This window comes from Streptomyces sp. NPDC101225 (genome assembly GCF_044767585.1).
Taxonomy (GTDB): domain Bacteria; phylum Actinomycetota; class Actinomycetes; order Streptomycetales; family Streptomycetaceae; genus Streptomyces.
In genome coordinates this window covers 10476-36318 of the sequence record NZ_JBIWOE010000047.1, presented here as the reverse complement: position 1 = coordinate 36318, position 25843 = coordinate 10476, and the positions used below count along the sequence as shown (strand labels likewise).

The 25843-nt window shown below is 67.6% G+C and carries 24 protein-coding genes and 1 pseudogene; 13 read left to right on the top strand and 12 right to left on the bottom strand.

Features of this window, described 5'->3' with window-relative positions; all coding sequences use genetic code 11:
* Nucleotides 1-27: 27 nt before the first annotated feature.
* The 7 genes from ACIRPX_RS39385 to ACIRPX_RS39355 all read right to left on the bottom strand — a co-directional run bounded on the left by ACIRPX_RS39385 (nt 28) and on the right by ACIRPX_RS39355 (nt 6622).
* Nucleotides 28-960 carry an IS3 family transposase gene (locus tag ACIRPX_RS39385; RefSeq protein WP_404204474.1) on the bottom strand — a complete coding sequence of 311 codons (933 nt, stop codon included), beginning with the start codon at nt 958-960 and terminating at the stop codon, nt 28-30.
* Complete coding sequence (locus tag ACIRPX_RS39380; protein ID WP_404204514.1) at nt 957-1310, bottom strand: transposase; 354 nt, start codon at nt 1308-1310, stop codon at nt 957-959. The genes ACIRPX_RS39385 and ACIRPX_RS39380 overlap by 4 nt, the downstream gene beginning before the upstream one ends.
* A 149-nt stretch (nt 1311-1459) precedes the next feature.
* Complete coding sequence (locus ACIRPX_RS39375; protein ID WP_404204472.1) at nt 1460-3136, bottom strand: (2,3-dihydroxybenzoyl)adenylate synthase; 1677 nt, start codon at nt 3134-3136, stop codon at nt 1460-1462.
* Nucleotides 3136-4017, bottom strand: coding sequence for an ABC transporter ATP-binding protein (locus tag ACIRPX_RS39370; RefSeq protein ID WP_404204470.1), 882 nt, complete (start codon nt 4015-4017; stop codon nt 3136-3138). The genes ACIRPX_RS39375 and ACIRPX_RS39370 overlap by 1 nt, the downstream gene beginning before the upstream one ends.
* Nucleotides 4010-4789, bottom strand: coding sequence for an ABC transporter permease (locus ACIRPX_RS39365; RefSeq protein ID WP_404204468.1), 780 nt, complete (start codon nt 4787-4789; stop codon nt 4010-4012). Before ACIRPX_RS39365 ends, ACIRPX_RS39370 begins: the two co-directional genes overlap by 8 nt.
* A 62-nt stretch (nt 4790-4851) precedes the next feature.
* Nucleotides 4852-5403: an ABC transporter permease gene (locus ACIRPX_RS39360; RefSeq protein ID WP_404204466.1), complete on the bottom strand. Its 552-nt coding sequence runs from the start codon at nt 5401-5403 to the stop codon at nt 4852-4854.
* A gap of 244 nt (nt 5404-5647) precedes the next feature.
* Entirely contained in the window at nt 5648-6622 is a 975-nt protein-coding gene (locus ACIRPX_RS39355; protein ID WP_404204464.1) for an ABC transporter substrate-binding protein, read from the bottom strand.
* Between the two features lie 355 nt (nt 6623-6977).
* Here ACIRPX_RS39355 and ACIRPX_RS39350 point away from each other — a divergent pair, with 355 nt between their 5' ends.
* The 6 genes from ACIRPX_RS39350 (at nt 6978) to ACIRPX_RS39325 (ending at nt 13409) form a co-directional block, all read left to right on the top strand.
* Entirely contained in the window at nt 6978-7874 is an 897-nt protein-coding gene (locus ACIRPX_RS39350; protein ID WP_404204462.1) for a TrmB family transcriptional regulator, read from the top strand.
* Nucleotides 7875-7950: 76 nt separating this feature from the next.
* Nucleotides 7951-8859, top strand: coding sequence for a 3-hydroxybutyryl-CoA dehydrogenase (locus ACIRPX_RS39345; protein ID WP_404204460.1), 909 nt, complete (start codon nt 7951-7953; stop codon nt 8857-8859).
* Between the two features lie 793 nt (nt 8860-9652).
* Nucleotides 9653-10924, top strand: coding sequence for an MFS transporter (locus ACIRPX_RS39340; RefSeq protein ID WP_404204458.1), 1272 nt, complete (start codon nt 9653-9655; stop codon nt 10922-10924).
* A gap of 313 nt (nt 10925-11237) precedes the next feature.
* Nucleotides 11238-12047, top strand: coding sequence for a fumarylacetoacetate hydrolase family protein (locus ACIRPX_RS39335; RefSeq protein ID WP_404204456.1), 810 nt, complete (start codon nt 11238-11240; stop codon nt 12045-12047).
* 215 nt (nt 12048-12262) lie between these two features.
* Nucleotides 12263-12844: a transposase family protein gene (locus ACIRPX_RS39330; protein WP_404204454.1), complete on the top strand. Its 582-nt coding sequence runs from the start codon at nt 12263-12265 to the stop codon at nt 12842-12844.
* 22 nt (nt 12845-12866) lie between these two features.
* Nucleotides 12867-13409 (top strand): ISAs1 family transposase, encoded by a 543-nt coding sequence (locus ACIRPX_RS39325; protein WP_404204452.1) that lies wholly within the window; start codon nt 12867-12869, stop codon nt 13407-13409.
* Between the two features lie 79 nt (nt 13410-13488).
* On the opposite strand, the gene ACIRPX_RS39320 is transcribed toward ACIRPX_RS39325, so the two are convergent.
* Nucleotides 13489-14292, bottom strand: a complete 804-nt coding sequence (locus tag ACIRPX_RS39320) for an enoyl-CoA hydratase-related protein (protein WP_404204450.1) — start codon at nt 14290-14292, stop codon at nt 13489-13491.
* A 46-nt stretch (nt 14293-14338) separates the two neighbouring features.
* Here ACIRPX_RS39320 and ACIRPX_RS39315 point away from each other — a divergent pair, with 46 nt between their 5' ends.
* On the top strand, nt 14339-15490 hold the full coding sequence (locus ACIRPX_RS39315; protein ID WP_404204448.1) for a thiolase family protein: 1152 nt from the start codon (nt 14339-14341) through the stop codon (nt 15488-15490).
* A gap of 73 nt (nt 15491-15563) precedes the next feature.
* Here the strand turns inward: ACIRPX_RS39315 and ACIRPX_RS39310 are convergent, their stop codons facing one another.
* Complete coding sequence (locus tag ACIRPX_RS39310; RefSeq protein WP_404204446.1) at nt 15564-16721, bottom strand: RNA-guided endonuclease InsQ/TnpB family protein; 1158 nt, start codon at nt 16719-16721, stop codon at nt 15564-15566.
* 26 nt (nt 16722-16747) lie between these two features.
* Between ACIRPX_RS39310 and tnpA the strand changes: the two genes are divergently transcribed.
* Both tnpA and ACIRPX_RS39300 read left to right on the top strand, forming a co-directional pair.
* Entirely contained in the window at nt 16748-17176 is a 429-nt protein-coding gene (gene tnpA, locus ACIRPX_RS39305) for an IS200/IS605 family transposase (RefSeq protein WP_404204445.1), read from the top strand.
* A 36-nt stretch (nt 17177-17212) separates the two neighbouring features.
* The gene (locus ACIRPX_RS39300) at nt 17213-18016 is read left to right on the top strand and encodes an enoyl-CoA hydratase/isomerase family protein (protein ID WP_404204512.1); all 804 of its coding nucleotides are present in this window, start codon (nt 17213-17215) and stop codon (nt 18014-18016) included.
* Between the two features lie 650 nt (nt 18017-18666).
* Here ACIRPX_RS39300 and ACIRPX_RS39295 read toward each other — a convergent pair.
* Together ACIRPX_RS39295 and ACIRPX_RS39290 are read right to left on the bottom strand one after the other, a co-directional pair.
* Nucleotides 18667-19701, bottom strand: coding sequence for an alcohol dehydrogenase catalytic domain-containing protein (locus tag ACIRPX_RS39295; RefSeq protein WP_404204510.1), 1035 nt, complete (start codon nt 19699-19701; stop codon nt 18667-18669).
* An 11-nt stretch (nt 19702-19712) separates the two neighbouring features.
* Complete coding sequence (locus ACIRPX_RS39290) at nt 19713-20627, bottom strand: VOC family protein (RefSeq protein WP_404204443.1); 915 nt, start codon at nt 20625-20627, stop codon at nt 19713-19715.
* Between the two features lie 175 nt (nt 20628-20802).
* Here ACIRPX_RS39290 and ACIRPX_RS39285 point away from each other — a divergent pair, with 175 nt between their 5' ends.
* From ACIRPX_RS39285 to ACIRPX_RS39270, 4 genes and pseudogenes are all read left to right on the top strand, one after another.
* Entirely contained in the window at nt 20803-21645 is an 843-nt protein-coding gene (locus ACIRPX_RS39285; protein ID WP_404204441.1) for an amidohydrolase family protein, read from the top strand.
* A gap of 37 nt (nt 21646-21682) precedes the next feature.
* Complete coding sequence (locus ACIRPX_RS39280) at nt 21683-22456, top strand: SDR family NAD(P)-dependent oxidoreductase (RefSeq protein ID WP_404204439.1); 774 nt, start codon at nt 21683-21685, stop codon at nt 22454-22456.
* A 313-nt stretch (nt 22457-22769) separates the two neighbouring features.
* Nucleotides 22770-23288: a cupin domain-containing protein gene (locus ACIRPX_RS39275; protein WP_404204437.1), complete on the top strand. Its 519-nt coding sequence runs from the start codon at nt 22770-22772 to the stop codon at nt 23286-23288.
* A gap of 240 nt (nt 23289-23528) precedes the next feature.
* A pseudogene (locus ACIRPX_RS39270) lies at nt 23529-24791 on the top strand (ISL3 family transposase).
* Between the two features lie 221 nt (nt 24792-25012).
* Here the strand turns inward: ACIRPX_RS39270 and ACIRPX_RS39265 are convergent.
* A partial coding sequence (locus tag ACIRPX_RS39265; protein ID WP_404204435.1) for a transposase occupies nt 25013-25843 on the bottom strand: 831 nt, incomplete at its 5' end.

The window sequence follows — 25843 nt, the reverse complement described above, 5'->3', positions numbered from 1 at the left end:
AGCTCTGTGGTTTCGTAGAGACCTCTCCTATGCGGCCTGGCAACTCTGGAGGCTCTGCTTGCGTGCTTCGATGATGATCCGTTCGAACTCTTCCGGCGGCATCCCGCCGGCCGCGCTGTGCCTCCGTCTCGGGTTGTAGAACCCGGTGATCCAGGTGGCGATCTTCAGCCGGGCCTCGGTGCGGGTGGCGAACCGGTGCCGGTGGATGTACTCGACCATGAGCAGTGAGTTGAACGATTCCGCGGCGGCGTTGTCCAAGGCCGATCCCACCCGCCCCATAGACTGCACTACGCCCAGCTGGTCACACAGGGTGTTGTAAGCCTCTGACGTGTACTCACTTCCCCTGTCGCTGTGGAAGATCGTCCCGTCCCTCCGCCCGCCCCGTGTCGCGGTCGCCATCTTCAACGACGCACCGACCAGGGCCGCGTCATGATGCTCGTCCATGGCGTAGCCAAGGCAGCGGCGCGAGAACGCGTCGATGACCGTGGCCAGATAGATCTTGCCCTCGCCGGTCTCGATCTCGGTCATGTCGCCGTACCAGAGTAGGTCCGGCGCGATGGCGTCGAACCGGCGATGCACCAGGTCAGGGGCGGCTTTCCGCTTGCCCTGCCGAGTCAGCGACCTTGTCCGGCGCGGGGGCCTGCGGCCCTGCAGGCCGAACTCGGCCATGATCTCCGCGACGGTGTTCACCGACACCTGCCAGCCCTCCGCCCACAGATCCTGCGTGATCCTCGGCGAGCCGTAGGTGTCGCCGGACTCCTGGAAGAAGTGCAGGATCCTCTCCTCCAGCCGTGCCCGTCTGACCTCGCGTTTCGTCGGCTCGTCCGGACGCCGGCGCCACTTGTAGAACCATGCCTCGCTTACCCCGACCACCCGGCAGGACACCCGGTGCGGGACGCCGTGCCCGACCCTCTGGTTACCGATGAAGGCGACGACCGCCTCCGGAGCGTTCTCGGTCACTTCACCCAGAGGGCCATACATCGCTTGAAGACATCACGCTCCATCTCCAGCTCCCGGATCCGCTTGTTCTTCTCGCCCACTTCACGCCGCAACCGCTCCAACTCGGACCGCTCAGCCTCACGCATCCGCCCACCACCGGCACTGGCGGCAGCCGGTTGTGCGGGCCGGTCCGAGGACGTCGTCCCATTGCGGCGCCACCGCGACACCCAGCTGTGGAGCGTTCCCGGGTTGATGCCGAGCTCCTCGGCGACCTCCCCGACCGGCTTCCCGGTCTCGACCACGATGCGCACAGCGCCCTCACGGAACTCAGCATCGTACGGCCGCTTCTTCTTGGACCCTATGAACCCCAACTTCCCCTGCAATCACGGGCTCCACGCTACGAGGGGATGGTCACCCCCACCGTGCGTGCGCAGCGTATGCCGATGGCCCGCTGCGGTGTCTTCATAAGGGCGCCGCAGCGGGCAGACCCGCACGGATCAGGCACGGTCAGCCTTGGGGCTCAGTCCTTGTGAAGGTCTGCTACGAGATCCTTCTTCGAGACCTTGCCGACCGGAGAGAGGGGAAAGTTGTCGTAGATCTTCAAAGACTCGGGAAGCTTGTGCCGAGCCAGTTCGAATCCAGTCAGGTGTGAGACCAGATCCGGGAGGGTGAGTGTCGTGCCGGGCCTGAGCACCACGCAGGCGCACATGCGCTCGCCCAGCACGGCGTCGTCAACCGGGACGCACGCAACGTTCAGTACCGAAGGGTGGGTGAGGATGAGATTCTCCACCTCTTCGGCGGAAATCTTTTCGCCGCCGCGGTTGATGAGATCCTTCTTCCGCCCGGCGACCACGTAGTTGCCCGACGGGTGCTTCCACATGAGGTCGCCCGACATGTAGAAGCCCTCGAGCGAGAACGCCTTCTGGTTGTGCTCGGGCGCGTTGTAGTAGCCCCGCAGGGTGTACGGACCGCGAGTCCACAGTTCGCCCACCGTGCCGTCTGGGACGTCGTTGCCGTTGTCGTCGACGATCCTTATCTCGTCGTCGCTGCACACGGGTCGGCCGACCGTTTCGAGTCGGACCTCCGCAGGGTCGTCGAGCCTGACGAACATGAGCAGTCCCTCGGCCATGCCGAAGTTCTCCTGCACCATGGCCTGGCCGAACACCTTCCCGGCGCGGACTCGTGTCTCGGGCTGGAGGCGTTGCCCGCCGCTCTGGATGACCCGCACCGTCGACAGGTCGTATTGGTCTGCCTGGCCGTCGTTGATCATCTTGATGAGGAGGGCCGGCACCACATGCATGTGGGTGACCTTGTCTCGTTCGATGCGCCCGAAGATGTCCTGCGGGCGGATGGAAGTGCCAAGGGCCACGGTCGCACCGCTAAAGAGGAAGCCCTGGAGACCAGGGCAGGCCAGCGGCAGGTTGTGTGCGAGGGGCAGCACATCGAGCAGTACGTCACCCTGCCGGATGTCGACAACGGACGCAGCCAGTTCCGAGTTGAAGGCGTAGTCATTGTGGCTGCGCGGAATCAGCTTAGGGATGCCGGTCGTTCCGCCTGACAGCTGGAACACGGCCGCGTCCTCCGGGTCGATCTGCGACCTGAGCGCCGCCAGGTCCTCCACCGTCCGCAGGGGTTCGGTGCGAAGCAGTTCCTCAAGCCGCATCCACCCAGTACGGGCGCCTGCCTGCGGGGTGTCCGGTGCCGTCGTCGCCGTCGGCTCGCCGAACGTGATGTGCAGACGCAGGGAGGGCTCCTGGGCGGCGATCCGCGAGAAGATGTCCCGGAAGTCGGCGTCCTTGGCGATAACCGGGGACGCCAGCGCCACCGCGCCCGACAGCCGGACGAACTGTTCCACCTCCCTGTACCGGTGGGACGGCAGGGCCATGATGGGAATGGCTCCGATGTGTTGGAGCGCCAGATACAAGCAGACGAACGCGATGGTGTTCGGCAGCTGCACCACCACGCGATCGCGGGGACGTATGCCTTGGTCGGCGAGCACACGGGCCAGCCGTTCGGACCGCCGGGCCAGCTCGGCATAGGTGACGCTCTCGTGGTCGTCCACAAGAGCGGTCCGCTCCGAGTAGGCGTGGAACGACTCTTCGTACCGCTCTATGAGGGGACGGTCACGCCAGTAGCCCTTTTGCCGGTAGAGGGAGGCGAGATCCGGCGGGAACGGAGTCATATGCTTGAGTTTCATCACGCAGACCTTTCCGGTTCGGTTTCGGCCGAAGCCGGGGTGGCAGCGTCGGCGGACTCCGGCTCTTTGGCGACGATGAGATCGTGAATGAGCCGCCGGTATTCCTGGAAGCGGGGCAGGGCCTTGACCTCCAGTTCGGAGCGGGGGTGCGGGATGTCTATGACGATCTCGGCGAGCACGCGGCTGGGCCGAGGAGACAGGACGATCACACGGTCGGCGAGGAAGACCGCTTCGTCGATGTCGTGGGTGATGAGCAAAGTAGCAAGGCCCAGCTCGGCGCTGATGGAGGCGGTCATCGTCTCCAGCCTGATCCTCGTCTGGGCGTCCACCGAGGCGAAGGGCTCGTCCATGAGGAGAAGAGCCGGGTGGGTCGCGATGGCCCGCGCGATCGCGACGCGCTGCTGCATGCCTCCGGAGAGCTGCCACGGATAGTGCTCCAGGACGTCGGCCAGGTGAACCCGTGTCAGTGCCTCCTCGGCCCGTGCCCGCCGTTCGGCCTTGGACAGCCCGTGCAGCCCGAACTCGACGTTGCGTCGCACGGAGAGCCAGGGGAACAGGCTGCGGTTGTACTCCTGGAATACCACGGCGACGTCGTCGGGTACGCCGTTCACCGGCTGCCCGTCGTAACTGAGGGTGCCGCTGTCGGGCTTGAGCAGCCCGCACAGGCACCGCAGCAAGGTGGTCTTCCCGCAGCCCGACGGGCCCACGATGGCGACGAACTCCCCCTTGTCGAGAGAGAGGTTGATGTCCCCTATAGCGGGGGTGACCGTTCCGTTGGAGTGAGGGAAACTCTTGGCGACACCCCGCGCTTCCAACAGTGTGGCGGTCGCCGGACCGGCGGCCTCACGGCGGTACTGCCTGCCTTTGGTGGCTTCAGGCATGATTGCGTCCTTTCATTCCCTCGAACCACACCAGCGCGCGCCGCTCGACGGCGGAGAAGAGAAGAGTGAGCAGCCAGCCGGTGCAGGCCAGGATCAGGACGCCGGCGTACATGGGGGTGAGGGCGTAGAGCCGCTGGCTCTGGAGGATGAGATAGCCGAGACCGGAGGACGATGCGATCATCTCGCTGACCACCATGAGGATCAGCGAGAGGGCGAGCCCGATCCGTAGCCCGCTGGTGATCTGTGGCAGCGCTGCGGGAAGGGCGGCACGTCTCAGTACGGCCGTGGTGCGGCCCGAGGTGTAGACGCGCGCGCTGTCGATGTAGCCGGGCTCCACACGGCGCAGGCCGTCCATCGTGTTCAGCAGGACGGGCCAGCACGCTCCCAGCGCGATAACTCCTACCCGCAGAGTGTCACCCTCGCCGAACGCGACCACGGCGATCGGGACCAGCGCCGGCGGGGGGACGGCCCGCAGGAATTCCAGCGGCGGTCGCAGCCAGGGGTCGAGGCGCCGCCACCAGCCGAGCGCCACGCCCGCCAAGATCCCGATGACCGATCCGGCGGCGAAGCCGAGCAGTGCACGCAGCACCGAGGGCAGTACGTCGGTGGTGAGGCGCTCATCCGTGAGGATAGCGGCCATTTCGGCGGCGACGTCGCTGAAGGGCGGCAGCAGCCCGGTGGTGTCTCTGCGCCCCGCGAGCTCCCACACGAAGAGCAGCAGGGCGAAGACGGCCATGCCGGCCGCGGCCCGGACGACGGTCAGTGCGCGCACGCGGGACCGACGTCCCCGGCGGAGCGGCACGGCCTTCGGCGCCTGATGTGTGTCCTGAATCGTCATCGTCGTCCCTCGGTACTCTGCTGTTGCCATCCCGCGATCCGGGCTTCAGCAGCCACGAAGAGAGTGTTGACCGCAAGCCCCAGCAGCCCGGACATCAGGACGGAGGCGTACGCCGCCGCGTTGTCGCCGGCCTGCTGGGCCTGGGTGAGGTACTGGCCGAGTCCGGGACTGCCGGTGACGATCTCCGTCGCCACGGCCACGATGACGCCCAGGCTCGCGGCCAGGCGGACACCGGTGGCGATGGCGGGGAGCGTCGCAGGCACGGCGACCCGGGTGATCACTGCCCGCCGGGGCAAGCCGAGCATCCTCGCACTGTCGATCATGAGGGGGTCGATGGCTCGGACACCATGCCTGGTCCCGATCAGGATCGGCCAGAGGCAGGCGAATCCGACCAGGAACACCTGCATGCCCGTGTCCAGCCCGAACGACACCACGGCGACGGGCACAAGGGCGACTGCTGGCACAGGCCGCAGGAATTCGACCGTGACCTTCGCAAGCGAGTCGCTCCAGGGGGATGCACCGAGCGCCAGGCCGACGGGGACGCCCACCGCGCAGGCGACGGCGAGTCCCAGAGCCCACGCCTGGAGTGTGCTCCCGGCCGCCGCTGTCAGGGAGCCTCCGGCCAGCTCCCGGACGACCGCGACCGCAACGGAGGGGGCGCTGGGAATGCCGTCCTGGGGGAGGACGCCCGTGGCTCGCGCGCCCTCATAGAGGACAACGAGTCCAAGGATTCCCGCCAGGCCCTTGGCGAAGCGGATCAACCTGGGCCGGACCGTGCGGCGAGCGCGGTGCTCAGCGTGCGGAAAGGTAGGCAGCGGAGACGTCGACGTCACTGTTCACCACCCCTTCCTTCCGAAGGACCTCGGCCCAGTACTGCCAGCCCTTGGCCGGAGGGTCGGCCCTCCATTCGGGCATCTTCATGGTGTTGGCGATCACTGCCGGAACAGGCGTGTACTTCGGAACTATCGCTCGAGCCTCGTCGGGATGATCATGTGTGTAGCCGATCGCCGCGTCCATGGCCCGCTGGAAGGCCGCAACCACGGACGGATTCGCCTTGGCGTACTTCTCCGAGGCGAGAGTGATGGTCTGCGGCCAGTCCCGGGACTGGCCTTCCGCGTTGGACAGCACGGTGCGAAAGCCCTTGGCCTTCACCGACATGGTGGTGAAGGGCTCGGTCATGTCGGCCGCGTCGACTCTGCCCGAAGTGAGAGCCTGCTGCATCTGCGCGAAGGGAATCTCGACGAACTTTATCTTGGACGGGTCCACGCCTCGAGTCCGCAAGGCGGTGCGGAGCGTGAGATCCGGCAGTTGGTAGAGGGTGTCCACTGCGATCTTCTTCCCCTCCAGATCCTTCGCCTCCTTGATGGCGCTGTCCTTGGTGGTGAGCAGTCTGATCGGCGAGTCGGCCGGGTCCGGGTTGGAGGTACTCAGCACGCTGACCCCGACCACGGGCACGTGGTTGGTCCGCGCCACGAGCACGGCGGGGGCATTGAGCACGGAGAACTGCGCCTGACCGCCGACCACCGAGGGCACGGCGGCTGCGGGTTCCACATACTTCAGGGTCACATCAAGGCCTTCCTTCGCGAACAGGCCCTTGCGCTGGGCGACTTCCACCGGTACGGCCGCCGCAACCTTGAGCGAGGCAACGGTGATGCCCGTCCGGCCGGAACCGTCCTTGCCCGCGTTCGCCCCACTGTTTCCGGGTGCGCAGGCGGCCAGCGCCAGGGCCGCTGTCAGGAAGAAGCCAGCCGATCGTTTCAGCAGCATCTCAGATGCCTCCAGTCGCGTCTTGCGATTAGTACCTACTCAGGTAGTAACTTCACTGAAACCTAGCCTTCGCGGAAAAGGCAGTCAAGGTGTCGGACGGGAACTCCGGGGCGCACCCCGGAGCCCCCGGAAGCTGTGCACATGAACGGGCTGGCCAGTTGACGCCGGAGCCCTTTGACCTTCGACCGAACGATCAGGTATGCCGCCAGGTCCGGATAGAGACCTACCGAGGTAGGTATCAAATGTTCGCCATGCTCGGTATGATGCTCCCCGCGTGCCGACCCGCGAGAGGCGACGGACGACAAAGACGTCGGAACATGCCCTCACTACACTGGTGGTGACCTAGGGAGTGTTGATGACAGAACGGCTGAACGTGATCGAGAGGCTCGTCGAACTCGGCTTCACCCAGTACGAAGCCCGGGCCTACGTGGGCCTGCTCGGCCAACCCCCAATGACCGGATACGCCTTGGCCAACGGCACAAAGATCCCCCAGCCGAAGGTGTACGAGACCCTCCGGCGCCTGGAGGACAAGCACGTCGTGGTCCGCATCAACGACGAGCCGGCGCGCTACGTGGCAGTCTCGCCCGATCACCTCATGTCACAAATGGAAGGCGATTTCGGCCGCAGGCTGGCGGACGCGCGACTGAGCCTGCACAAGCTGCACCTCGATGGCGCCGACGAGGGGCTGCGCGTCATGCACTCCCTCGGCAGCTTCGCCGCCTCTGCCGCAAAGGCCAACAGCCTGATCGAGGCGGCCTCGCGGCACGTGTACCTGTCGCTCCACTCGGACCAGTTGGAGGACCTCGCTCCGGCTCTCACGAGGGCCGACAGCCGCGGTGTCCGGATCGACCTGCTCCTGTTCGGCCGCGGAGAGATCCCCCTGCGCCACGGACGTCTGGTCCGGCACGCCAGCACCAGCGGCATCGTCTACCGCCACCACCAGGCCCGGCACCTGGCACTCGTCGCCGACACCGACGAAGCCCTGTGGGCGCTCGCACCCGCCGGAAGGGACTGGCAGGGGATCTACGCCAAGGACCCCCTCCTGTCAGCCGTGGTCAAGGGCTACGTCCGTCATGACCTCTACATCCAGCAGATCTTCTCCGACCTCGGCGAGGAACTCGAAGCCCGCTACGGTCCGGGCATGGAGGCGCTGGTCTCCGCTCCGCCAGAATCCGTCGAAGAAGCGGACGACACCGCCGCGAGCGCCGAGGCCGCCCTGGTACGGGCGACCCGCCGCAGCAAATCCGCCTGACCTCACCCATGCCGGACCACCCATGAGTTACCAAACAGCGCCGTCCCCGACGGACACCCACTGCAGGAGAGCCGACATGACCAGAACAGACCGCGCCGGCATCGACAGAGTGGGCATCGTGGGCTGCGGGCTCATGGGCTCCGGCATCGCCGAGATCTGCGCCCGCGCCGGCCTCGAGACGAAGGTCTACGAAGTCGACGCCGATAGCGTCAGCGCCGGCAGGGCGAGAATCCAGGCGTCCCTGGATCGCGCCGTGCAACGCGGCAAGATCGGCAAGCAGGCCCGCGCGGAAGCACTCGCTTTGCTGACCTTCACCACCGAGCTCGACGACTTCGCAGACCGCGACCTCGCCATCGAGGCCGTCCCCGAACGGGAAGAGCTGAAGAGGGATGTCTTCAGGGCTCTGGACAAGGCCATGACGCAGCCCGACGCCGTCATCGCCTCCAATACCTCGTCCATACCGGTGGTGAAACTGGCGACGGTCACTTCCAGACCTCACATGATCATCGGGCTGCACTTCTTCAACCCGGTCCCGACACTGAAACTGGTGGAAGTCACTGCCTCGGTCCTCACCGAGGAGAGCACCCGGCAACGCATTCACGCCTTCGCGACCGACATACTGGGACGCCACGTCATCCGCTCCCAGGACCGCGCGGGATTCATCGTCAACGCGCTGCTGATCCCCTACATCACCGCCGCGATCAGGATGTACGAATCGGGGTTCGCCAGCGCCGACGACATCGACTCGGGCATGGTGATGGGCTGCGCCCACCCCATGGGACCCCTGGCCCTGGCCGACCACATCGGCCTCGACACGACGCTGGCCATCGCCGAGTCGCTCTACCAGGAATACCGCGAACCGCACCATGCGCCGCCCCCCTTGCTCGCCCGCATGGTCGCGGCCGGCCACCTCGGTCGCAAAACGGGCCAGGGCTTTCACCAGTGGCCAGCCGCCCGACCTCCAAGGGCCGGCGTCGGCGAGTAGCCCACTGCCGAGCGTGGGTTGCCCCTCCCCGCCATCGCCGTGGCCGTGGTCCGCGAGGTGCTACAGCCGGACGGGGTGGCCTAACTCCGCTGCGGCCGGCGCTATCGAAACCGGCGCACTCTTCGACGGACCGCCCGGAGCCGATCCAGCACCGGCGGCGTCCAAATCCCACTGCTGGGCGATTTCGTGCAGCCCTGCTCGCGACCCGATCCGCGGAACCGCGGTGAATCGGCCGCCATGGAGCAACCGGGCTGCCCCTCCTCCCTGCTGGTTCCAAGGCACCGTCGATCCCGGAGGGGTGTGACCTGACGCACCGGCTGGGTCTCCCCCATCGCCCTGCTCAGGACCCGGGCAGAGCAGGGCAAGGCGAGGCAGCAGCCATGGAAGGCTGCTCGCGCAGGACGGGGCCGGCGAGAGAACTGATCACTGTGCGTGCCGTGGACAGCGCATATCAGTCATGATAGAACCTCACCACTTAAGTAGGTAGCACACCGGTCCATGCGCTCGGCCTCGTAGCGGACGACGTCGAGCATGCCGCAAAGCCAGAAGCTCGGCGCGTTCCATGGTCCAGTCCGCGTCCCGCCATCCGCGAGGACCACCGCCACCCCTGGTACCCCGTGGCGATGCGGGCTGCCCGTACCACTGCCCCGGCCAACGTCCGAACGGATTGGATTTCTCACGGCGTCACCCCAGTCCGCGGCGGCTGCGGACCGGCGCCGCCGGACGCCGCATCCACTTCGTGCAGGCCCGCGGCCGGAAGGCCCCTCCGATCAGTCCACACCAGAAGGCCGACATGAATCCATCCACAACGTATGTGCACGCCCGCACAGAGCTGATCCGCCCCGGTCGTTGGAGACGCCGCGCCGTCCTGCTGCTGGGTACATTGGTGTTCTTCGTCTTCGGCTACGACTTGTTCTCCCTGCCGGCCGTCTCCCCCTCGCTGCTGAGGCAGCCCAACACGCAGGTGACCGCCGGCGTCCTGGGCGTCATGGCCAGCGTCACGGCGCTGGGCGCGGCAATCGGTGGATTCATGGCCAACAGGTTGAGTGACACGTACGGCCGCAGAGCCACCATCGCCTCCTGCGCCGCATGGATCTCGGGCTGCATGCTGTTCACCGGGCTCACCTCCGGCCCCGCGGCCCTCGGCGTCAGCCGCTTTCTGCTGGGTATCGGCCTCGGTGTTCTGGCCCCGCTGGTGTGCGTCCTCGTGGTCGACTGGTCCCGGCCGCAGCGCCGTTCGCTCTACTGCGGCATCGCCCAGTCGGGCATTCCCGTCGGCAGCGTCGCGGCGGCGAGCACCGACCACTTCCTGCCGACCGGGATGGGGCTCCAGTGGGTGTTTCTGATCGGCGCCCTGCCGATCCTGCTGGCCCCGCTCTGCTGGTCCTTCATGCCGGTCGCGAAGCCCACGGAGGCGTCCGTCCCGGACCGGGCCTCACGACGAGACGCGCAGGTCGTCTCACGAGAATGGTGGGGTCTTTTCGAGCCCGGGTGGGCGGTGGCCAGCATCCTCTTCTCCATCGCGTCCATGATCGGGTTGCTGCTGATCTACGGAGTGAACTCCTGGCTGCCGACGCTCATGGCGGAGACGGGCCACGGCGTGAGTTCCGCCCTCATGTTCGTCATCGCTTTCAACAGCGGGGCCGTCGTCGTGACGCTGCTCTTCTCCATGATCGCCGACTGGGTCCCCGCCAAGTTGTGTGTCGTCACCCTGTTCCTGTGTGCCACCGCGGCCATGCGCGCCCTGACCACCACAGAAGGCCACTGGGCCATCCTCGGGACGGTGACCCTGGCCGGCGGAGGCATCCTGGGGTCCCAGAACGTCATATGTGCCTACGTGGCTCGGTACTACCCCCACCAGATGCGCGGTACGGCCCTTGGGTTCACCCTCGGCATCGGCCGCTTCGGCTCCATCGTCGGCCCCAGTTACCTCACCCTTGTGATCGGCGTGAGTTCGGACCCCACGGTGGGCTTCTACTTCCTTGTCGTGCCGGCCCTGGTCGGTGCGCTCGCCATCCTCCTGGTTCCCCGCGGGCGACGGCCCGAACGACCGTCGGCGGCCTGACGGAGGTCCCCTGACGAGGGGTTCACCGAAGGACTGCCACGGCAGCGGCACGATCTTTGAGATGCCCCGAGCATCCCGCTGAGTGCCTCGATGGCAGCACCCGCCGAAGCGGGATCGGGCACCTCCTCACCGCCGCGCACGTTCCGCAGCGTTGACGCGATTGTCTGCTACTCACTAAGGTAGTGAATATGTCACTTGATGCCGTTGATTTCTGGTGCACCTCATGACCAGGTGGAGTCTCGTCACCTACCGTCCGGCCGGCGTCCGGGTCCAGGGCCAGAGCCGGGTCGGCGTACGCCTGGAGGACGGGAGGGTGGTGGCACCGCCGGAACTCGCGGTCTATCCGGGTGTGCTGGAGCTCATGAAGGACTGGGACCGTGCGGCACGCGCGCTGCGCTCGGCCCCGCTGGACGGGGCGCCCGTCGTGGAGCGTCCCGTACTGGACCTTCCGCTGCGCTATCCGCGCAAGGTGCTGTGCTCGGGGCCCAACTATGCGGACCACCTTGCGGAGATGGGTGAGTCTTTCGGCGCGCAGTGGCGTCCCTACTTCTTCCTCAAGCCGCCCACCACATCCCTCGTCATTGACGGCGCCCCCATCCTGATCAGCGGCGCCCCGGACGACAAGGTCGACTGGGAGGGCGAACTGGCAGTCGTGATCGGCAAAGGAGGCCGGGACATCCGGCCGGGAGAAGCCATGGATCACGTGGGCGGGTACACCGTGGTGAATGACATCTCGCTGCGAGGCCCGCACCGTCGGCAGGAGGTGCCGCCCCCCTTCGTCTGGGACTGGCTCGCATCCAAAGGAGCGGACACCTCGTTGCCGATGGCCTTCGACGTGGTGCCCGCCTGGCACATCGACGATCCACAGGACCTTGTCGTGCAGACGCGGGTCAACGGCGACATGGTGCAGTCCGCCTCGACCTCTTTGATGGTGTGCTCGGTCGCCGAACTCGTGTCTGCAGCCAGCGAGTTGGTGACTCTGGAACCCGGAGACGTGATTGCCACCGGCACTCCGTCCGGTGTGGGGGCCGGTCGAGGAATCTTCCTCTGCGCCGGCGACGAGGTGGAGGTCGCGATCCCGGGCGTCGGCAGGGTCTGCAACCCGGTCCGCGTTCGCAAGTGAGGGGCGCCCGCCGGACGGGCCAACGCCCGTATCCGGTGCGCGACGGATGACGAACGGGTCGGGCCCGCCCCCAGGGCTGTTCCAAAATCCTGCCGGGTGGGTGAAGGTGCTGGTCACGGCGTAGTGACGATGTCGGCGCGGGCCGCTACGAACAGATCGAGGCTCCTGTTGTGGACGGATGACCTTGCCAGTGACCGTCTCGAACCGGAGCCTCGATGTGCCGTCAGTCTGCCACCGTCTGTCTCGTCAAGTCGCCATCGCTGGCGGGGTGTTCGGAGCTGTCGTTGGCGGAGCGGCTGGTCAGGCTCCCGGACCCGCGCCATCGCCGGGGCGTACGTCACCCGTTCGTGGCGGTGCTGCTGATCGCCGCGTCCGCCGTGGTGGCGGGCGCGCGGTCGTACGCGGCGATCGGGCAGTGGGCCCGCAGTGCCCCGCAGCGGACGCTGGCCCGGCTCGGCGCACGCCTGCTGACCTCGCTGAACGTGCGGATCGCGCCGAGTAGATCAACGATCCGACAGATCGTCTCCACCGTCTGCCCGGGCGGCCTGGCCGACCTGACCGGCGAAGTCCCGGCCGGGGCGGAGTCGGTGGCCGCGGACGGGAAGAGCGCCCGCGGTTCCCGCCACGGTCAGAGCCCGGCTGCGCACCTGCTCGCCGCCATGACCAGCGACGGCCGGACCGTCACCCGGCTGCGGGTGCCGGACAAGACGAATGAAATCACCTGCTGCGCGGCCCTGTTGGATCCCTTCGACTTGGCCGGGATCGTGGTGACCGCCGACGCCTTACACACAGCGTGACCATGCTGTCTTCCTCGTCGAGGTGAAGAAGGCGCACTACGCGTTCACGGTGAAGAAGAACCGGCCGACGCTGCACGAGCCGCTGCGCACGCTGCCCTGGGAGCGGGCGACCGCGAAATTCTACGACCGCAGCCAGGGCCACGGCCGCAGGGAAACCCGGGTAGTTCAGGTGCTCACCGTCGATGACCTGGACTTCCCGCACGCCGCCCAGGTCGCGAAGATCACCCGGTATCGCACCAGCATGAGGACCGGGAAGCGGACCCGCGAGACCATCTACGTGATCACCGACCTCACCAGCCGACAGGCGTCCCCAGAGAAGATCGTCCGCCTCGTGAGATCACAGTGGGTGATCGAAAACCGGCTGCACTTCATCCGAGATGTCACCTTCGACGAGGACCGCTCCCAAGTCCGCACCGGCCACGGCCCGGAAAACATGGCCACTCTGCGCAGCATCGCGATCAACAAGCTCCGCGAGCACGGCCACACCAACATCGCCGCCAGCCTCCGCGAGATGTCCTACGAACCCTTCACCCGCACCCTCGATCTCCTTGGCATCGCCCCGTGACCAGCAGCAACGCCGAGATCAAACGAATTTGGATCACCCCTGGGCCCGCCCCGGATCCGGGGCGGGCCCGACCCGTTCGTCATCCGTCGCCGGAAGTGTTCCGGTCGTCGCGTGAACGGCGCCGGTTAATCGCGTCGCGAAGGTTTCTGACCCCTTCCAAGAAAGCCGGCTGCCGCGTCGACCAGAGCTGGGCCTCGGTCTCCGCCGCGAGCGCCGTTCGATGCTCCGCCGTGACAGCCGACTGGCGGATCGTGTCCGTGAGTCTGCGGACGAAGGCACCGTCATGGCCGTTGAGGTTCTGCCCCAGTGCCACGGCGGCGTCGAGCACCTGGCCATCGGGATGCACCCCGGCCACCAGCCCGCGTTCGTACGCCTCTTGAGCTTTCCAGACCTGTCCGAAGAGGCACGCCACGGTGGCCTGCTGCCGTCCGACGGCCTGCACCAACAGCCAGCTGTGGCCGCCTCCTGGGTGCAGGTGGAGGCGCGCGAACCGGGTGTCGAAGACCGCCGACTCCGCCGCCAGACGGACATCGCAGGCCAGCGCGAGATTGAAGCCCGCACCCACCGCCGGGCCGTTGACCGCCGCGATCGTCGGCAGCGGAGAGCGCAGGACGCGCAGGAAGCCCTCATAGACCCCCCGAACGGGTTCGAAGCGGCCGTGCGCCGCATCCTCCAGGGTCGACAGGTCGGCTCCGGCGCAGAACGCGCTGCCGGCCCCTGTCAGTACGGCACACCGGATCGTCCGGTCCTCCTCCAGTTGATCGAAGGCGTCCGAGAGGGCGCGCACCATCTCGGCGGAGAGCAGATTCCGTCTCTCGGGGGCCTGAAGGGTGACCACGGCCACTCCTGCCGAGCTCGAGAGCGAGGCTTCAGATCGTTTCATGCCGCGTACACTACCTACTTAAGTAGGTACTACACAGGAGGGTGCAATGCTCGGCACGTTTCTTGTCTCGGCCACGCGGACCCCGATCGGCCGCGCCGTGAAGGGGTCGCTCAGGGACTGCCGTCCCGACGACCTCGTGGCCGGCGTGATCGGACAGGCCGTACGGGAGAGCGGACTCGACCCCGAACTGCTCGACGACCACGCGCTGGGCACCGCCTATCCGGAAGGAAAGCAGGGAGCCAATCTCGCCCGGCGGGCCGGTCTGCTGGCTGGGCTGCCGCTCGACATACCGGGCGCCACGGTCAACCGGTTCTGCGCATCGAGCCTGCAGGCGGTCCGCATGGCCTCCCACGCGATCTCCTCGGGCGAGGCGGAGGCATATCTCGTGTCCGGCGTGGAGTCGGTCAGCCAGGTGGGGCGCACCACACGCACGGAGGACCGGCATCCGGCGCTCACCGAGGGCGGGATAGCGGATGTGTACATCCCCATGGGGCTGACAGCCGAGAACGTGGCGGAGCGCTACCGGGTGAGCAGGGACGACATGGACGCTCTCGCGCTGCGCAGTCATCGCCTCGCCGTCGAGGCGATCGACTCAGGCCGCACAGCACGGCAGTTCACTCCGGTGGTCCTCCCGGACGGCCGGACGGTCAGCGAGGACGACGGCCCCCGCCGGGACACAACCCTTGCCAAGCTCGCCGCCCTGCCGCCGGTCTTCCGCGAGCAGGGCAGCGTCACCGCCGGCAACTCATGTCCGCTCAACGACGGCGCGGCAGCGGCGGTACTCGTCAGCGAGCGGCTCGCCGAGCGCGAGGGGCTCGCGCCGCGGGCGAGGATCGTCGCGACGGCGGTCAGCGGCGTCGCACCGGAGATCATGGGCGTGGGGCCCACCGACGCCATCAGAAGGGTCCTGCGCCGGGCGAACCTCACCATCGAGGACATCGACGTGGTGGAGTTCAACGAGGCGTTCGCCGCTCAGGTGCTCGCCGTCTGCCGCACCGTCGGGATCGACATCGATCACCAGCTCAACCCCTCGGGTGGCGCCATCGCCCTCGGGCACCCCTTCGGCATGACCGGCATCCGGCTGCTGTGCTCGCTGCTCGCCAACCTCGAACACCGCGGCGCGAAGACCGGGCTCGCCACCCTCTGCGTGGGAGGAGGACAGGGAATGGCCCTCGTCCTCGAACGTCTGTCGACATGACCCGGCCCTGAAGGACCGGGCTTGGAGGTAGCGCCCAACCGGGTGCTGAGTGGGCTCCTCCGTCCAGACACCCCTATGGGGTGGCAGGGACGCGTGACTCACGCCCCGCAGTCCACGCGTGCTCGCCCCTGCGGGCGAGGACGTGGGAAGCGTTCCGGTCGGCGTGCGCAACGATGCCGCACGACCGGCATACGAACGCGGCTTGGGAGATCCGGTTGAGGCGGTCGGTGTGGCCGCACTCGGCGCACTCACGGGAGGAGCACGCGGGATCAACGAAGACCAGGGGCACGCCAGCCCGCTTGGCCTTGTAAACGATGAATTCTCCGAGCTGGGCGAAGGCCCAGGAGTGGGGTGCGACCCGTTGGGGCTTGCAAAGCCGTACCCTCTGCCGGATTCCCTTGAGTTCTTCCAGGGAGATCCCGGCCGAGGTGCGTTCAGCCTCGGTCACGATCGTCTTGGCGATGATGTGGTCGGTGTTCTTGACGTGCCGCTGTTCGCGACGAGAGCGCTCCTTCAACCGGCGCTTGGCGCTCTTGGTGCGCTTCTTCTGGAGCTTGGCCCGCAGGGCAAGCTGCCGCTTGCGGTACCGGTTGAGCTGCCGTTCGGCGGCCTGGTAGCCGGTGGATGTGGTGGCGATGTTGACGATGCCCAGGTCCACGCCGATGAAGCTGTCCGGCTCGTAGGGCTCGGCCTCGAAAACCTCGCACGTGGCGATCAGGTAGAAGACGCCGTCACGCTCGATCAGGTCGGGCTCGCCCTTGCGGTACTGCCGGAGCACCTTGAGCGCGTCGGCGGAGCAGGAGAAGCGCACCTTCTTGAGCCGTCCGGACGTGGTCCAGATCGACACGGTCTGCTGGTCGTACTGACAGCTCAAACACCGGTCGTCGTACGGCTGCGCGGCCTCGGGCCGGAACGTGATCGGCTTGGACTGCGCCTTGCGGCGGCGCTTCGAGCCCTCCTTGCCGAGATTCCCGGCCCGGATGTTCGCCTTCAAGGTGGTGTAGGCGTCGCGCACCTTCTTGATGGTGTTCTGAGCGGCCTGCGCCCCGAGCCCTTCGGCCGTCAGGCGCGGGTACGTGTGCTTGCGCAGCTCGTACTCACGCGGCACCCCGTGGGCGAACACCACTTCGGATACCCAGCACGCCAGATCGTTGACCGTGCGCAGGGTCGCCGACAGCGCGGCGGCCTGCTCGGCCTCCGGCATCAGCTTCACCTGCGTCACGATCTTCATGACGATCACCGTACTGCAGTTGATCTATGTCACCACGGTGGGAGCCAAACCCCGACATACGCAGGGGCCGCACGGTCGTCTACACCCTCCACGCCCACTTGGTCTTCACACCCAAGTACCGGCGCGGACCGTTCACCGCAGAGATCCTTGCGCGCTGTGAAGAGATCATGCGGGCCGTATGCGCCGACTTCGAAACCGAGCTGGTCGAGTTCAACGGCGGACGCGATCACGTACACCTGCTCGTGCACTACCCGCCCAAGATCGCCATCTCCAGACTCGTCGGCAGCCTCAAGGGCGTCTCCGCCCGCAGGCTCCGCCAGGAGTTCCCCGGCCACATCCGCAAGTACCTGTGGGGCGACCACTTCTGGTCCCCGTCCTACCTCGCCGCATCCTGCGGCGGCGCACCGCCGGCGCGCATGGGCGGGTGTCCGCTCATGGCGCGTCCTGAACACTGAACGCGGCGACGTTGCAAGGAGAACAGAACAACGATGATGACCGAACGGCGTTTCGGAGCTCACGTGGCGCTGCGCACCCATGGGCGAAAGGGGGCCGTCGCCGAGGTCGTATTGGACCGGCCCCAGGCGATGAACGCCATCTCCACGGACATGGCGGACGCTCTCGCCGACGCCTGTGCCGTCCTGGCGGAAGCGCGTTCGGTCAGCGCCGTGGTACTGACCTCGACCGGCGAGCGCGCCTTTTGCGTGGGCGCCGACCTCAAGGAGCGCAACTCCTTCACGGACACGGATCTCGCACGGCAGCGCTCTCGGATGAGGGCCCTGTACAGCGGAGTGCTGGAGCTGCCCATGCCGACTGTGGCCGCCGTGCACGGGTTCGCGTTGGGAGCCGGCTACGAACTGGCGCTCGCCTGCGATGTGATCGTGGCCGATACCACTGCGGTCGTGGGACTGCCAGAGGTGTCCGTGGGGCTCATTCCGGGAGGCGGCGGAACACACTCGCTGCCGTGCAGGGTGGGGGCTGCGCGGGCGGCACAGCTCATCTTCACCGCTCGGCGGGTGCCCGCGCACGAGGCATTCGTCCTCGGCCTGGTCGACGTGATGGCCGACCAGGGCGGGGACCGCTCCGACGCGCTCGCGCTGGCCACCGAGATGGCTGCCCATTCGCCTGTCGGGCTGCGGGCCGCGAAGCGGGCTCTACGGCAGGGCCGGGGCGCGGATCTCCACTCGGCACTCGCCGTCGAGGACGCGGCATGGCACGCGGCCGCCTTCTCCGGCGACCGGGCCGAAGGGATCGCAGCCTTCAACGAGAGACGGACCCCTGACTGGCCAGGAGAGTGACAGGGAGGAGGCTGGACGTCAGCGCCGGGCACGGCAAGCAAGAACGGCAACCGGGCTTACCCCGGAAAGGGCAGAGACAGCCGGGCGCGTCCCGGATACGGCGCCGTCGGCGTCACCGGCATCAAGGGCCGGCCCGGCGCCACGGTGGAGTTGCAGGAAGCACGGCTGCCCGGGCCCAGCGGCCAGGCCGACTACCGCGCTGCGGGACACCGACCCGAGGCGGCGACGCTCTGCAGTCGTCACGGATGCCGATGTCCGGCCCGGTGTCACCGCTGACCGCTCGGGTGGCGGGCAGCGACGCAGACGCACCCGGCCCGGCTCAGTACCGGCCCGGCCAGGGGTGCGCGGGCGCCGCGGTGCCCGCTGACGGCCTGCTTGGATCAGAGGCCCTCGCCGTGCCGCATCCCCGCATCGGCAGCTCCCGCTGCCCCTGCGAACAGCCGATGGTGCTGAACAGGGCAGGGGCGGCGCCCGCGTCCGCTCCGTGTCAGGACGGGGAACTGCGGGACGCCGCGAGTGTGCCGGCAGTGCAGTGACGGCCTCGACCATGCTGCCGGGGCCGCCGCCTGCACCGCTTCGCCCTCACTTGTGGTTCCCGCGTCCATGGCCGGTCACTCCGCCGACCCACCCACGGACGTGCGGTCCGGGTATCAGGTGCCGACGAGAAGTACCGCCTGGCCGAGGGACGTGCCGCCCTCCACGCTCCGGTGGGCGTCGGCCACTGCCTCCCAACTCACGCCGTACACCATGGTTTTGGGCATCCGGAAACCCTCTGCGACGTCGCGCCAGAACGCGTCGATCTGCTGTCGGTTACCGGTTCGCACTCCGATGAGGGACTGACTGTGCAGGTAGAAGGGCAGCAGGTACATGGGGATCGGCGTGTGGCTGACGGCTCCGCTGACGATGATCCTTCCCATGTCTGCGACCGAGTCGCGGTAGGCGTCCCACAGCGCGGGAAGACCAAGGTTGTCCACGACGCAATCGATCCCCCACGAACCCGCGGCGGCGCGGATCTGCCGGTCCAGGTCGGAGCTGTCGCCGTCGAGAGCGGTTGCGAGCGGAAGGGCGTCCAGGCAACCCGGTTTCGCCTCGATGCGATCGACGCCGATCACGTGCGCGCCGCGATGCGCGGCGAGTGCGGCAACGGTGGAACCCAGTGCTCCAGCGGCCCCCACGACGAGGACGGTGGAGTCGCGCCCGACATCACCCGCGTCCAACTGGGCCCGTGCGACGGGGCCGTTCGCGGCCATCGCGGCGGCATCCACGAAACCGACGCCGTTGGGCAGCGGTTGCACATTGCTCACCGGAGCGGTGCAGTACTCGGCGTAGCTCCCGGGCCGGTGGACACCGAGGAGGCCGAACGAGGCGCATGCCTCCTCCCGGCCCGCTCTGCAGGCGCGGCAGTCGTCGCACGACAGTACGGCGGACACCGCGACCGGCTTGCCGATCAGCCCCGGATCGACGCCGGGCCCCACCTTGTCGACGACACCGGCATGCTCCGCTCCCAGGACGTGGGGCAGTTCGGTTATCTGAGGCGCGAAGGGCGGCTTGCCCGCCCGTGCGGCGACGTCCTTGGTGCGTGCCACGATCACGGCGGCCACCCGTACTCGGACCTCACCGGCCGTCGGCGCAGGGGTCGGTACTTCTTCGAGTCCGAGGACGTCGGGGCCTCCGAACCGGTGCATGACGATGGCCTTCACTGGTCCATGTCCTTTCCTTCGCCGCCCGCCGAGCGGGGCGGGTTGGCCATCGCAGCAATCACGTCCGGTGTGATGCCGCCGCTTGTGCCCCACATGTCGGCGTTTCCCTGCGTGCGAGCCCACTCTTGCGGGACCCAGGTGTCGTCGACCTCGAGCAGTTCGGCGGTGTACTCGATGACATTGCCTGCCGGGTCCACGAAGTAGCAGAAGACATTGCCTCCCGGTCCGTGTCGGCCGGGGCCCCAGATGCTGTCGTAACCTGCCTTGCGCATGCGGCCCAGGGCCTTCATGACCTCGTCCGCCGACGCGACCTCGAAGGCGACGTGATTGAGTGACGTCCACTTCCCTGGTGCCAGTACGAGGCAGTGGTGTACCGGGTTGCACCGCAAGAACACCATCTGCTCGTCCTCGTACCAGTCGGAGACCTGGAAGCCCAGAACCTCGGTGTAGAACTTCTTGGACGCGGCGAGATCCACGGAGTTCAGGACGATGTGGCTCAGCCGGTCCGGGCCGTGGGCGGTGTCCATGGATTCCGCGTGGTCGTCGAGTCCCGCACTGACCTCGATGAGCCGCCCCTCCGGATCCCGGGCCTCCACTGCATAGCCACCCCCGGCGTGCGTGCGCGGGCCGGGAGCGGTCACGATCTCCGCGCCGGCCGTGCGCAGCCGCTCGGCGAGCATGTCGACATCCGCGGCGCTGGCCGCGCCCAGGCAGATACGGGCCGGGGAACCGCTGTCGGTGCAGAGAGCCAGCACATGGTGTTCCCGGCCTCGCGCACGCAACTCGACGCGCGTTCCGGCCTGGGGACTGCGCACGGAGCACAGTCCCCAGGTCTGCTCATAGAAGTCGAGCAGTTCCTGCGGTGACTCCACGCAGATATCAATGCTCCGCAAATGCGTTATTCCAGACACTCGGCGCCCTCCTCGCTGCACGTCAGGCACCGGGGTCCGCCCTCGATGCCTTCTCCGCGCGCTAACGGCATGGTAGCTTGCCACCTACCAAGGTAGGTAACAATAATCGCGAAGGCGGGCGCTGGCCTGGCCCGCCGACCGGCCGCAAACCGGCCCTGATGTGCGAGAGTGAGAGATGCGTCGGATTGATCTGCACTGCTATCCCGGCACCCCTGAGTGGGTTGCGTCGCAGGGTCCCTTCGCGGAAGCTCTGGCGAAATACTGGAACAAGCCCTGGGTCGGGCGCGAAGAACAAGCAGTGGTGGACGACCTCAAGGCCGCCGGACTCCAGGCCCTGCTCGTGGCTTTCGACATCGAGTTGCTGACCGGTGCCCCTCCCATGAGCAACACCGCCGTGGCAGAGATGCGTGACCGCCATCCCGATGTCTTTCTCGGGGCATGGGGCGCGGTCGACCCCCTCGAGGGCGATGCCGCGCTCGAGGAGGCGGAGCGGGCGGCAAAGTCGGACGGGGTCCTCGGTTTCCACTTCCATCCCATTGTGGGCCGCTTCCAGGTCGATGATCCGAAGTTGCGCCCGTTGTTCGCCTGCATCCGCGACCTCGGCCTGCCGGTCATGATCGACGTCGGGACGACCGGAATGGGGGCCGGACTGCCCGGGGGGCTCGGATCCTCCATCGGCCATGCCCATCCCATGGCCGTCGACCGGCTGGCCGCCCAGTTCCCCGACCTGACGATCATCGCCGCGCACCCCGGCTACCCCTGGGTGGACGAAATGACGGCGGTCGCCCTGCACAAGGGCAACGTCTTCTGGGAGCTCTCCGGCTGGGCCCCCAAGTACTTCCCCCCGTCCCTGCAGGTGGACATCAGAGCCCGCCTGCAGGACAAGATCATGTTCGGTACCGACCATCCGAGCATCCCCTTCGACCGGCTGCTTCGGGAGTGGGACGAGCTCGGCTATTCCGAGACGGTTCTCCACAAGGTCTTCCACGAGAACGCGGAACGCGTCCTGGGCCTGTGACGACGCCCTCCCCCACTTCAAACCTGAGGAGCTTTCCTTGACTGAACCCACCGTTCCCCACGGGCGGACCGCCCTCGTCACCGGATCGGCCGGAGGCATCGGCCGCGCCGTGGCCCTGCGACTGGCGGCGGCCGACTACGACGTCACGATCAACTACAGCCGCTCCAAGGAGCGCGCGGAGGCCACGCTGAAGGAGCTGCGCCAACACCCGGGCCGGCACCAGGCCATACAGGCGGATGTGAGCGACGACGACGCCGTGCGGGAGATGGCGCGGACGGCTGCCGGACCCTCCGGCAGCCTCGACATCCTCGTCAACAACGCAGGCACGACCAGTGAGACGCTCCCCGACGATCTCGACGGGATCGACCTCGCCGACTGGGACCGGGTCTTCCAGGTCAACGTGCGCGGCCTGGTCCAGGTCACCCGCGCCTGCGCCCCGGCCCTGCGGGCCGCCGGAGGCTCGGTGGTCAACGTGGCCAGCATCGTGGGGCTGCGGCCGGGTCCCCAGCCTCTCGCCTACGCGGCCAGCAAGGCCGCGATCGTCAGCCTCACCAAGACGCTGTCGCGGGTGCTCGCCCCACAGGTGCGGGTGAACGCGGTGGCACCGGGATGGATCGCGGGCGAATGGATGGAGCGCACGCTCGGCGACAACTACGACAGACTCATGGAACGGCGGGCCCGTATGACCCCCCTCTCGCGCAACGTCACGCTGGAGGACGTGGCCGAGAGCGTGTACACCCTGGCGGTCTCGCACCCCTTCGTGACCGGTGAGGTGCTGGTCATCGACGGCGGCTACACGGCGACAACCTGATATACCGGCACACTGGTAGAAGAGCCCGGATCTCCAGGGCCGCTCCCCCGCCATACCTCGAGCGACAGATTCCCGTGCCGGCAGGAGGACACTGACGCGGCACCGGCCGCCGCTGCCGCCCTGTTGGCAAAACCAGTTCACCGGCCAGCCTCGCCGACCCTCAAAACCCCCGTCGGACCGGGAAGTACTGAACCCTCGGGGACGGGGACGTTCACGCCTCACACCACTGCCCCACTACCACGGAGCGTTGTACTGTCCGGCGTATCGCACAAACCGAAGACAGTTCCAACTTCCTGACGCACACGAGGTGTTCATGAGTGACGGAACCATGCTCGCTCCAGGGGCGGGCACACTGATCGTGGGCGGCGGCCTGCACACCACCCTCAAAATCGCCGGCGGTTCGAAGGCCATCACATCGACGTTCGAGACGATCGTTCCGCCCGGATTCGATGTCGGCGCCCACTACCACACGCACGGAGAGGAACTCTTCTACGTCGTCTCCGGAAACATAGAACTCTTCGCGTTCGAGCCAGCAATTCGATCAAAGACACACTGGTCGACGTGGGTGTCCAAGGACGGAAGGTCGCCCCTGCACGCCGGCCCGGGCTCTCTGATGCACGTGCCGGCCGGATGCCCCCATGCCTTTCGTAACACCACGGACGAGCCGACGGTCATGCTCTTTCAGGCCGCCCCTTCCGGTCACGAGGACTATTTCGAGGAGCTCGCAGAGCTGTTGCTAGGCTCCCGCGGCCAGCTCGACCCCGACGAATTGACAAAACTGCGGCTACGTCACGATGTGCACCAGCTCACCGCAATGGCCTCGCCGACCTGAACACCTGTACAACTCAACCGTTGGGGGGGTCTTCGAACTTGAGCGGTGTGTCGTCCCGAGTGGACTGACTGGCTGTCACGTTGCGTGAGGGCCAGGGTAATGAGGTGGTCCTGGCAGCAGGATGCCCGTGGCCATGAGTGATCATTTCTGTTCTCGACGCAGAACGATCATTCAGAAACCACGGGCTTGGACAACGATACGACGTTACTGCTCGACCTGGACGGCCTGGCCGTCGCGCGGGTGGAGCGGCTGGAGGACGGCACCCGCCGGGTGCACCTGATCACCGCCGATGGGCAGGCCCGGGCCTGCCCCAAGTGCGGGGTGTTCGCCACGCGGGTGAAGGGCTCCGCGACGACTCGGCCCCACGATCTGCCCTACGGCGAGAGCGGGCTGGAGTTCCGCTGGCACAAGCGCCACTGGTGGTGCCGGGAGCCCGGCTGCCCGCGCCGGTCGTTCACCGAGCAGATCCCACAGATACCGGCCGGCGCGCGGATCACCATGCGACTGCGGGTCGCGGCCGGCCGCCGCGTGCGCGATGCCGGTTCCACGGTGATCCAGGCCGCCCGCGACCTGCACCTGTCCTGGCCCACGGTGATGGGCGCCTTTCGCACATCGGCACGCGAGGTCGTCGACGCCCCGCTGCCCGAGGTCGACGTACTGGGCATCGATGAGACCCGCCGGGGCAAGCCGCGCTGGGAACAGGACCCTGACACCGGCAGATGGGTGCAGACACGCGACCGGTGGCACACCGGCTTCGTCGACGCCCTCGGCACCGGCGGGCTGCTCGGCCAGGTCGAGGGCCGCAGCGTCGCCGACGTCCCGGCCTGGCTCGCCACCACACCGCTGACCTGGCGAAAGAACATCCGGCACGTTGCCATCGACATGTCGGCCACCTACCGCGCGGCGGTCCGCACCGGCCTGCCGCACGCGATCGTCGTCGACCACTTCCACGTCGTCCAGCTCGCCAACAAGATGCTGTCCATGGTCCGGCGCCGCACCACCGCCGAGATCCGGGGCCGACGCGGACGCGCCACCGACCCGGAGTGGAAGGCCAGACGACGGCTCCTGCGCAACCGCGAGGATCTCACCGACGACCAGTTCGCCACCATGTGGAACACGCTGCTCGGCGAGGGGAAGATCGCGCAGACGCTGCTGACGGCGTGAATTGCCAAGGAGAACCTCCGCAACCTCCTCGCCCTGGCCCGCACCGGGGCCGACCGACACCAAGTCGGCCACGTCCGCTGGAAGTTCCTCACCTGGTGCGCGGACGCCGACATCCCCGAGGTGCGGCAGCTCGCCGCCACCGTCGACCGCTGGTGGCCCGAGATCGAGGCGTTCATCGGCACCGGGCACCACAACGCCAAGAGCGAGGCCATCAACCACGTGATCAAGCTCGTCGCACGAGCCGCGTTCGGCTTCCGCAATGCCGAGAACCAGCGGCTACGGACACGCTGCGTCACCACCCGCCGAGCCCGCAGACACCTCCGCACCGCTCAACTTTGAAGACCCCCGTTGGGCCTACCGACGCGACCGACTCACTCCCCGCGACCAATCGAGCCGTCACCGGCCTCGTCTCCGACCGCACCGTCCTGACCTGAAACAGGCCATAAAGACTCTGCTGCGCAATTCCGGGGTCAGTAGTCCGGAGGCCGAGCCCCACCCTGTTGGCCTGTAAATCGAAGGCGGATCGGGCTTCTCGACCTTGGACGCGATCTATTTACGAATCAGGCCATGAGTCGGTAGGCGAGGTGTTCGAGGCGGCTGCTGCGGGTGTGGTGCCGGTCGTGTCCGGTCCAGTACACGTCGAGCCGGATCACGTTGAGCGCGGTGGCGGAGAAGGCGTGCTGGAGGCGGACTTTCGGCAGTCCGCGGTAGCGGGCCCGGCGCATGCCCGTGATGTCCAAGGCCTGGTTGATGGTGCCCTCCACTCCCGCGCGCAGGGCGTACTTGGCTTTCCAGGTCTCGGTCTTCTGCTCGGCGCGGGCCCGGACGAGGGCCTCGTGCGGTTCCCTGGGGCGCAGGGTGAGCATGCGCCGGCTCAGCGCGGAGCTGGTGCACTGTTCCTGGAAGGGACAGGGGCGGCAGGTGCGGACACTGAAGGTGATGACGATCGCGTCCGCGCCGTGCTGTTTCGCCGGGTTCCAGTGCGCGCTGCTCTTCCCGGCGGGACAGCGGACCTGGCGGGCCTTCCAGTCGATGGCGAAGGCGTTCTTGTCGAAGCCGGCGTGGTCCCCGGCCTGGGTGGAGTGGCCCAGCAGGACGGGGGTGACCATGCGGGTGCCCTGCTTCAGGGCGGAGGTGATGAGATCGGCGGAGGGGTAGCCGGAGTCGAGGTAGTGCTCGCCGGGTGTCACCCCGTACTCAGCCAGGCGCTGTTGAACAGGCGCGGTCGCCTTCACGTCGGGCACGGTGGCCTCGGTGGTGAACACGTCCGTGATCAGGTTCGGTGCCGCCGGGACCCCGGCTCCGGCTCCGGCTCCGGCTCCGGCTCCGGCTCCGGCTCCGGCTCCGGCTCCGGCTCCGGCTCCGGCTCCGGCTCCGGCTCCGGCTCCGGC

Coding starts and splice junctions, on each gene's coding strand:
- ACIRPX_RS39375 (WP_404204472.1), bottom strand. CDS start 3,136: ATGAAACTCAAGCATATGACTCCGTTCCCGCCGGATCTCGCCTCCCTC.
- ACIRPX_RS39370 (WP_404204470.1), bottom strand. CDS start 4,017: ATGCCTGAAGCCACCAAAGGCAGGCAGTACCGCCGTGAGGCCGCCGGT.
- ACIRPX_RS39355 (WP_404204464.1), bottom strand. CDS start 6,622: ATGCTGCTGAAACGATCGGCTGGCTTCTTCCTGACAGCGGCCCTGGCG.
- ACIRPX_RS39350 (WP_404204462.1), top strand. CDS start 6,978: ATGACAGAACGGCTGAACGTGATCGAGAGGCTCGTCGAACTCGGCTTC.
- ACIRPX_RS39345 (WP_404204460.1), top strand. CDS start 7,951: ATGACCAGAACAGACCGCGCCGGCATCGACAGAGTGGGCATCGTGGGC.
- ACIRPX_RS39340 (WP_404204458.1), top strand. CDS start 9,653: ATGAATCCATCCACAACGTATGTGCACGCCCGCACAGAGCTGATCCGC.
- ACIRPX_RS39330 (WP_404204454.1), top strand. CDS start 12,263: ATGTGCCGTCAGTCTGCCACCGTCTGTCTCGTCAAGTCGCCATCGCTG.
- ACIRPX_RS39320 (WP_404204450.1), bottom strand. CDS start 14,292: ATGAAACGATCTGAAGCCTCGCTCTCGAGCTCGGCAGGAGTGGCCGTG.
- ACIRPX_RS39315 (WP_404204448.1), top strand. CDS start 14,339: ATGCTCGGCACGTTTCTTGTCTCGGCCACGCGGACCCCGATCGGCCGC.
- ACIRPX_RS39310 (WP_404204446.1), bottom strand. CDS start 16,721: ATGAAGATCGTGACGCAGGTGAAGCTGATGCCGGAGGCCGAGCAGGCC.
- tnpA (WP_404204445.1), top strand. CDS start 16,748: ATGTCACCACGGTGGGAGCCAAACCCCGACATACGCAGGGGCCGCACG.
- ACIRPX_RS39300 (WP_404204512.1), top strand. CDS start 17,213: ATGACCGAACGGCGTTTCGGAGCTCACGTGGCGCTGCGCACCCATGGG.
- ACIRPX_RS39295 (WP_404204510.1), bottom strand. CDS start 19,701: ATGCACCGGTTCGGAGGCCCCGACGTCCTCGGACTCGAAGAAGTACCG.
- ACIRPX_RS39285 (WP_404204441.1), top strand. CDS start 20,803: ATGCGTCGGATTGATCTGCACTGCTATCCCGGCACCCCTGAGTGGGTT.
- ACIRPX_RS39275 (WP_404204437.1), top strand. CDS start 22,770: ATGAGTGACGGAACCATGCTCGCTCCAGGGGCGGGCACACTGATCGTG.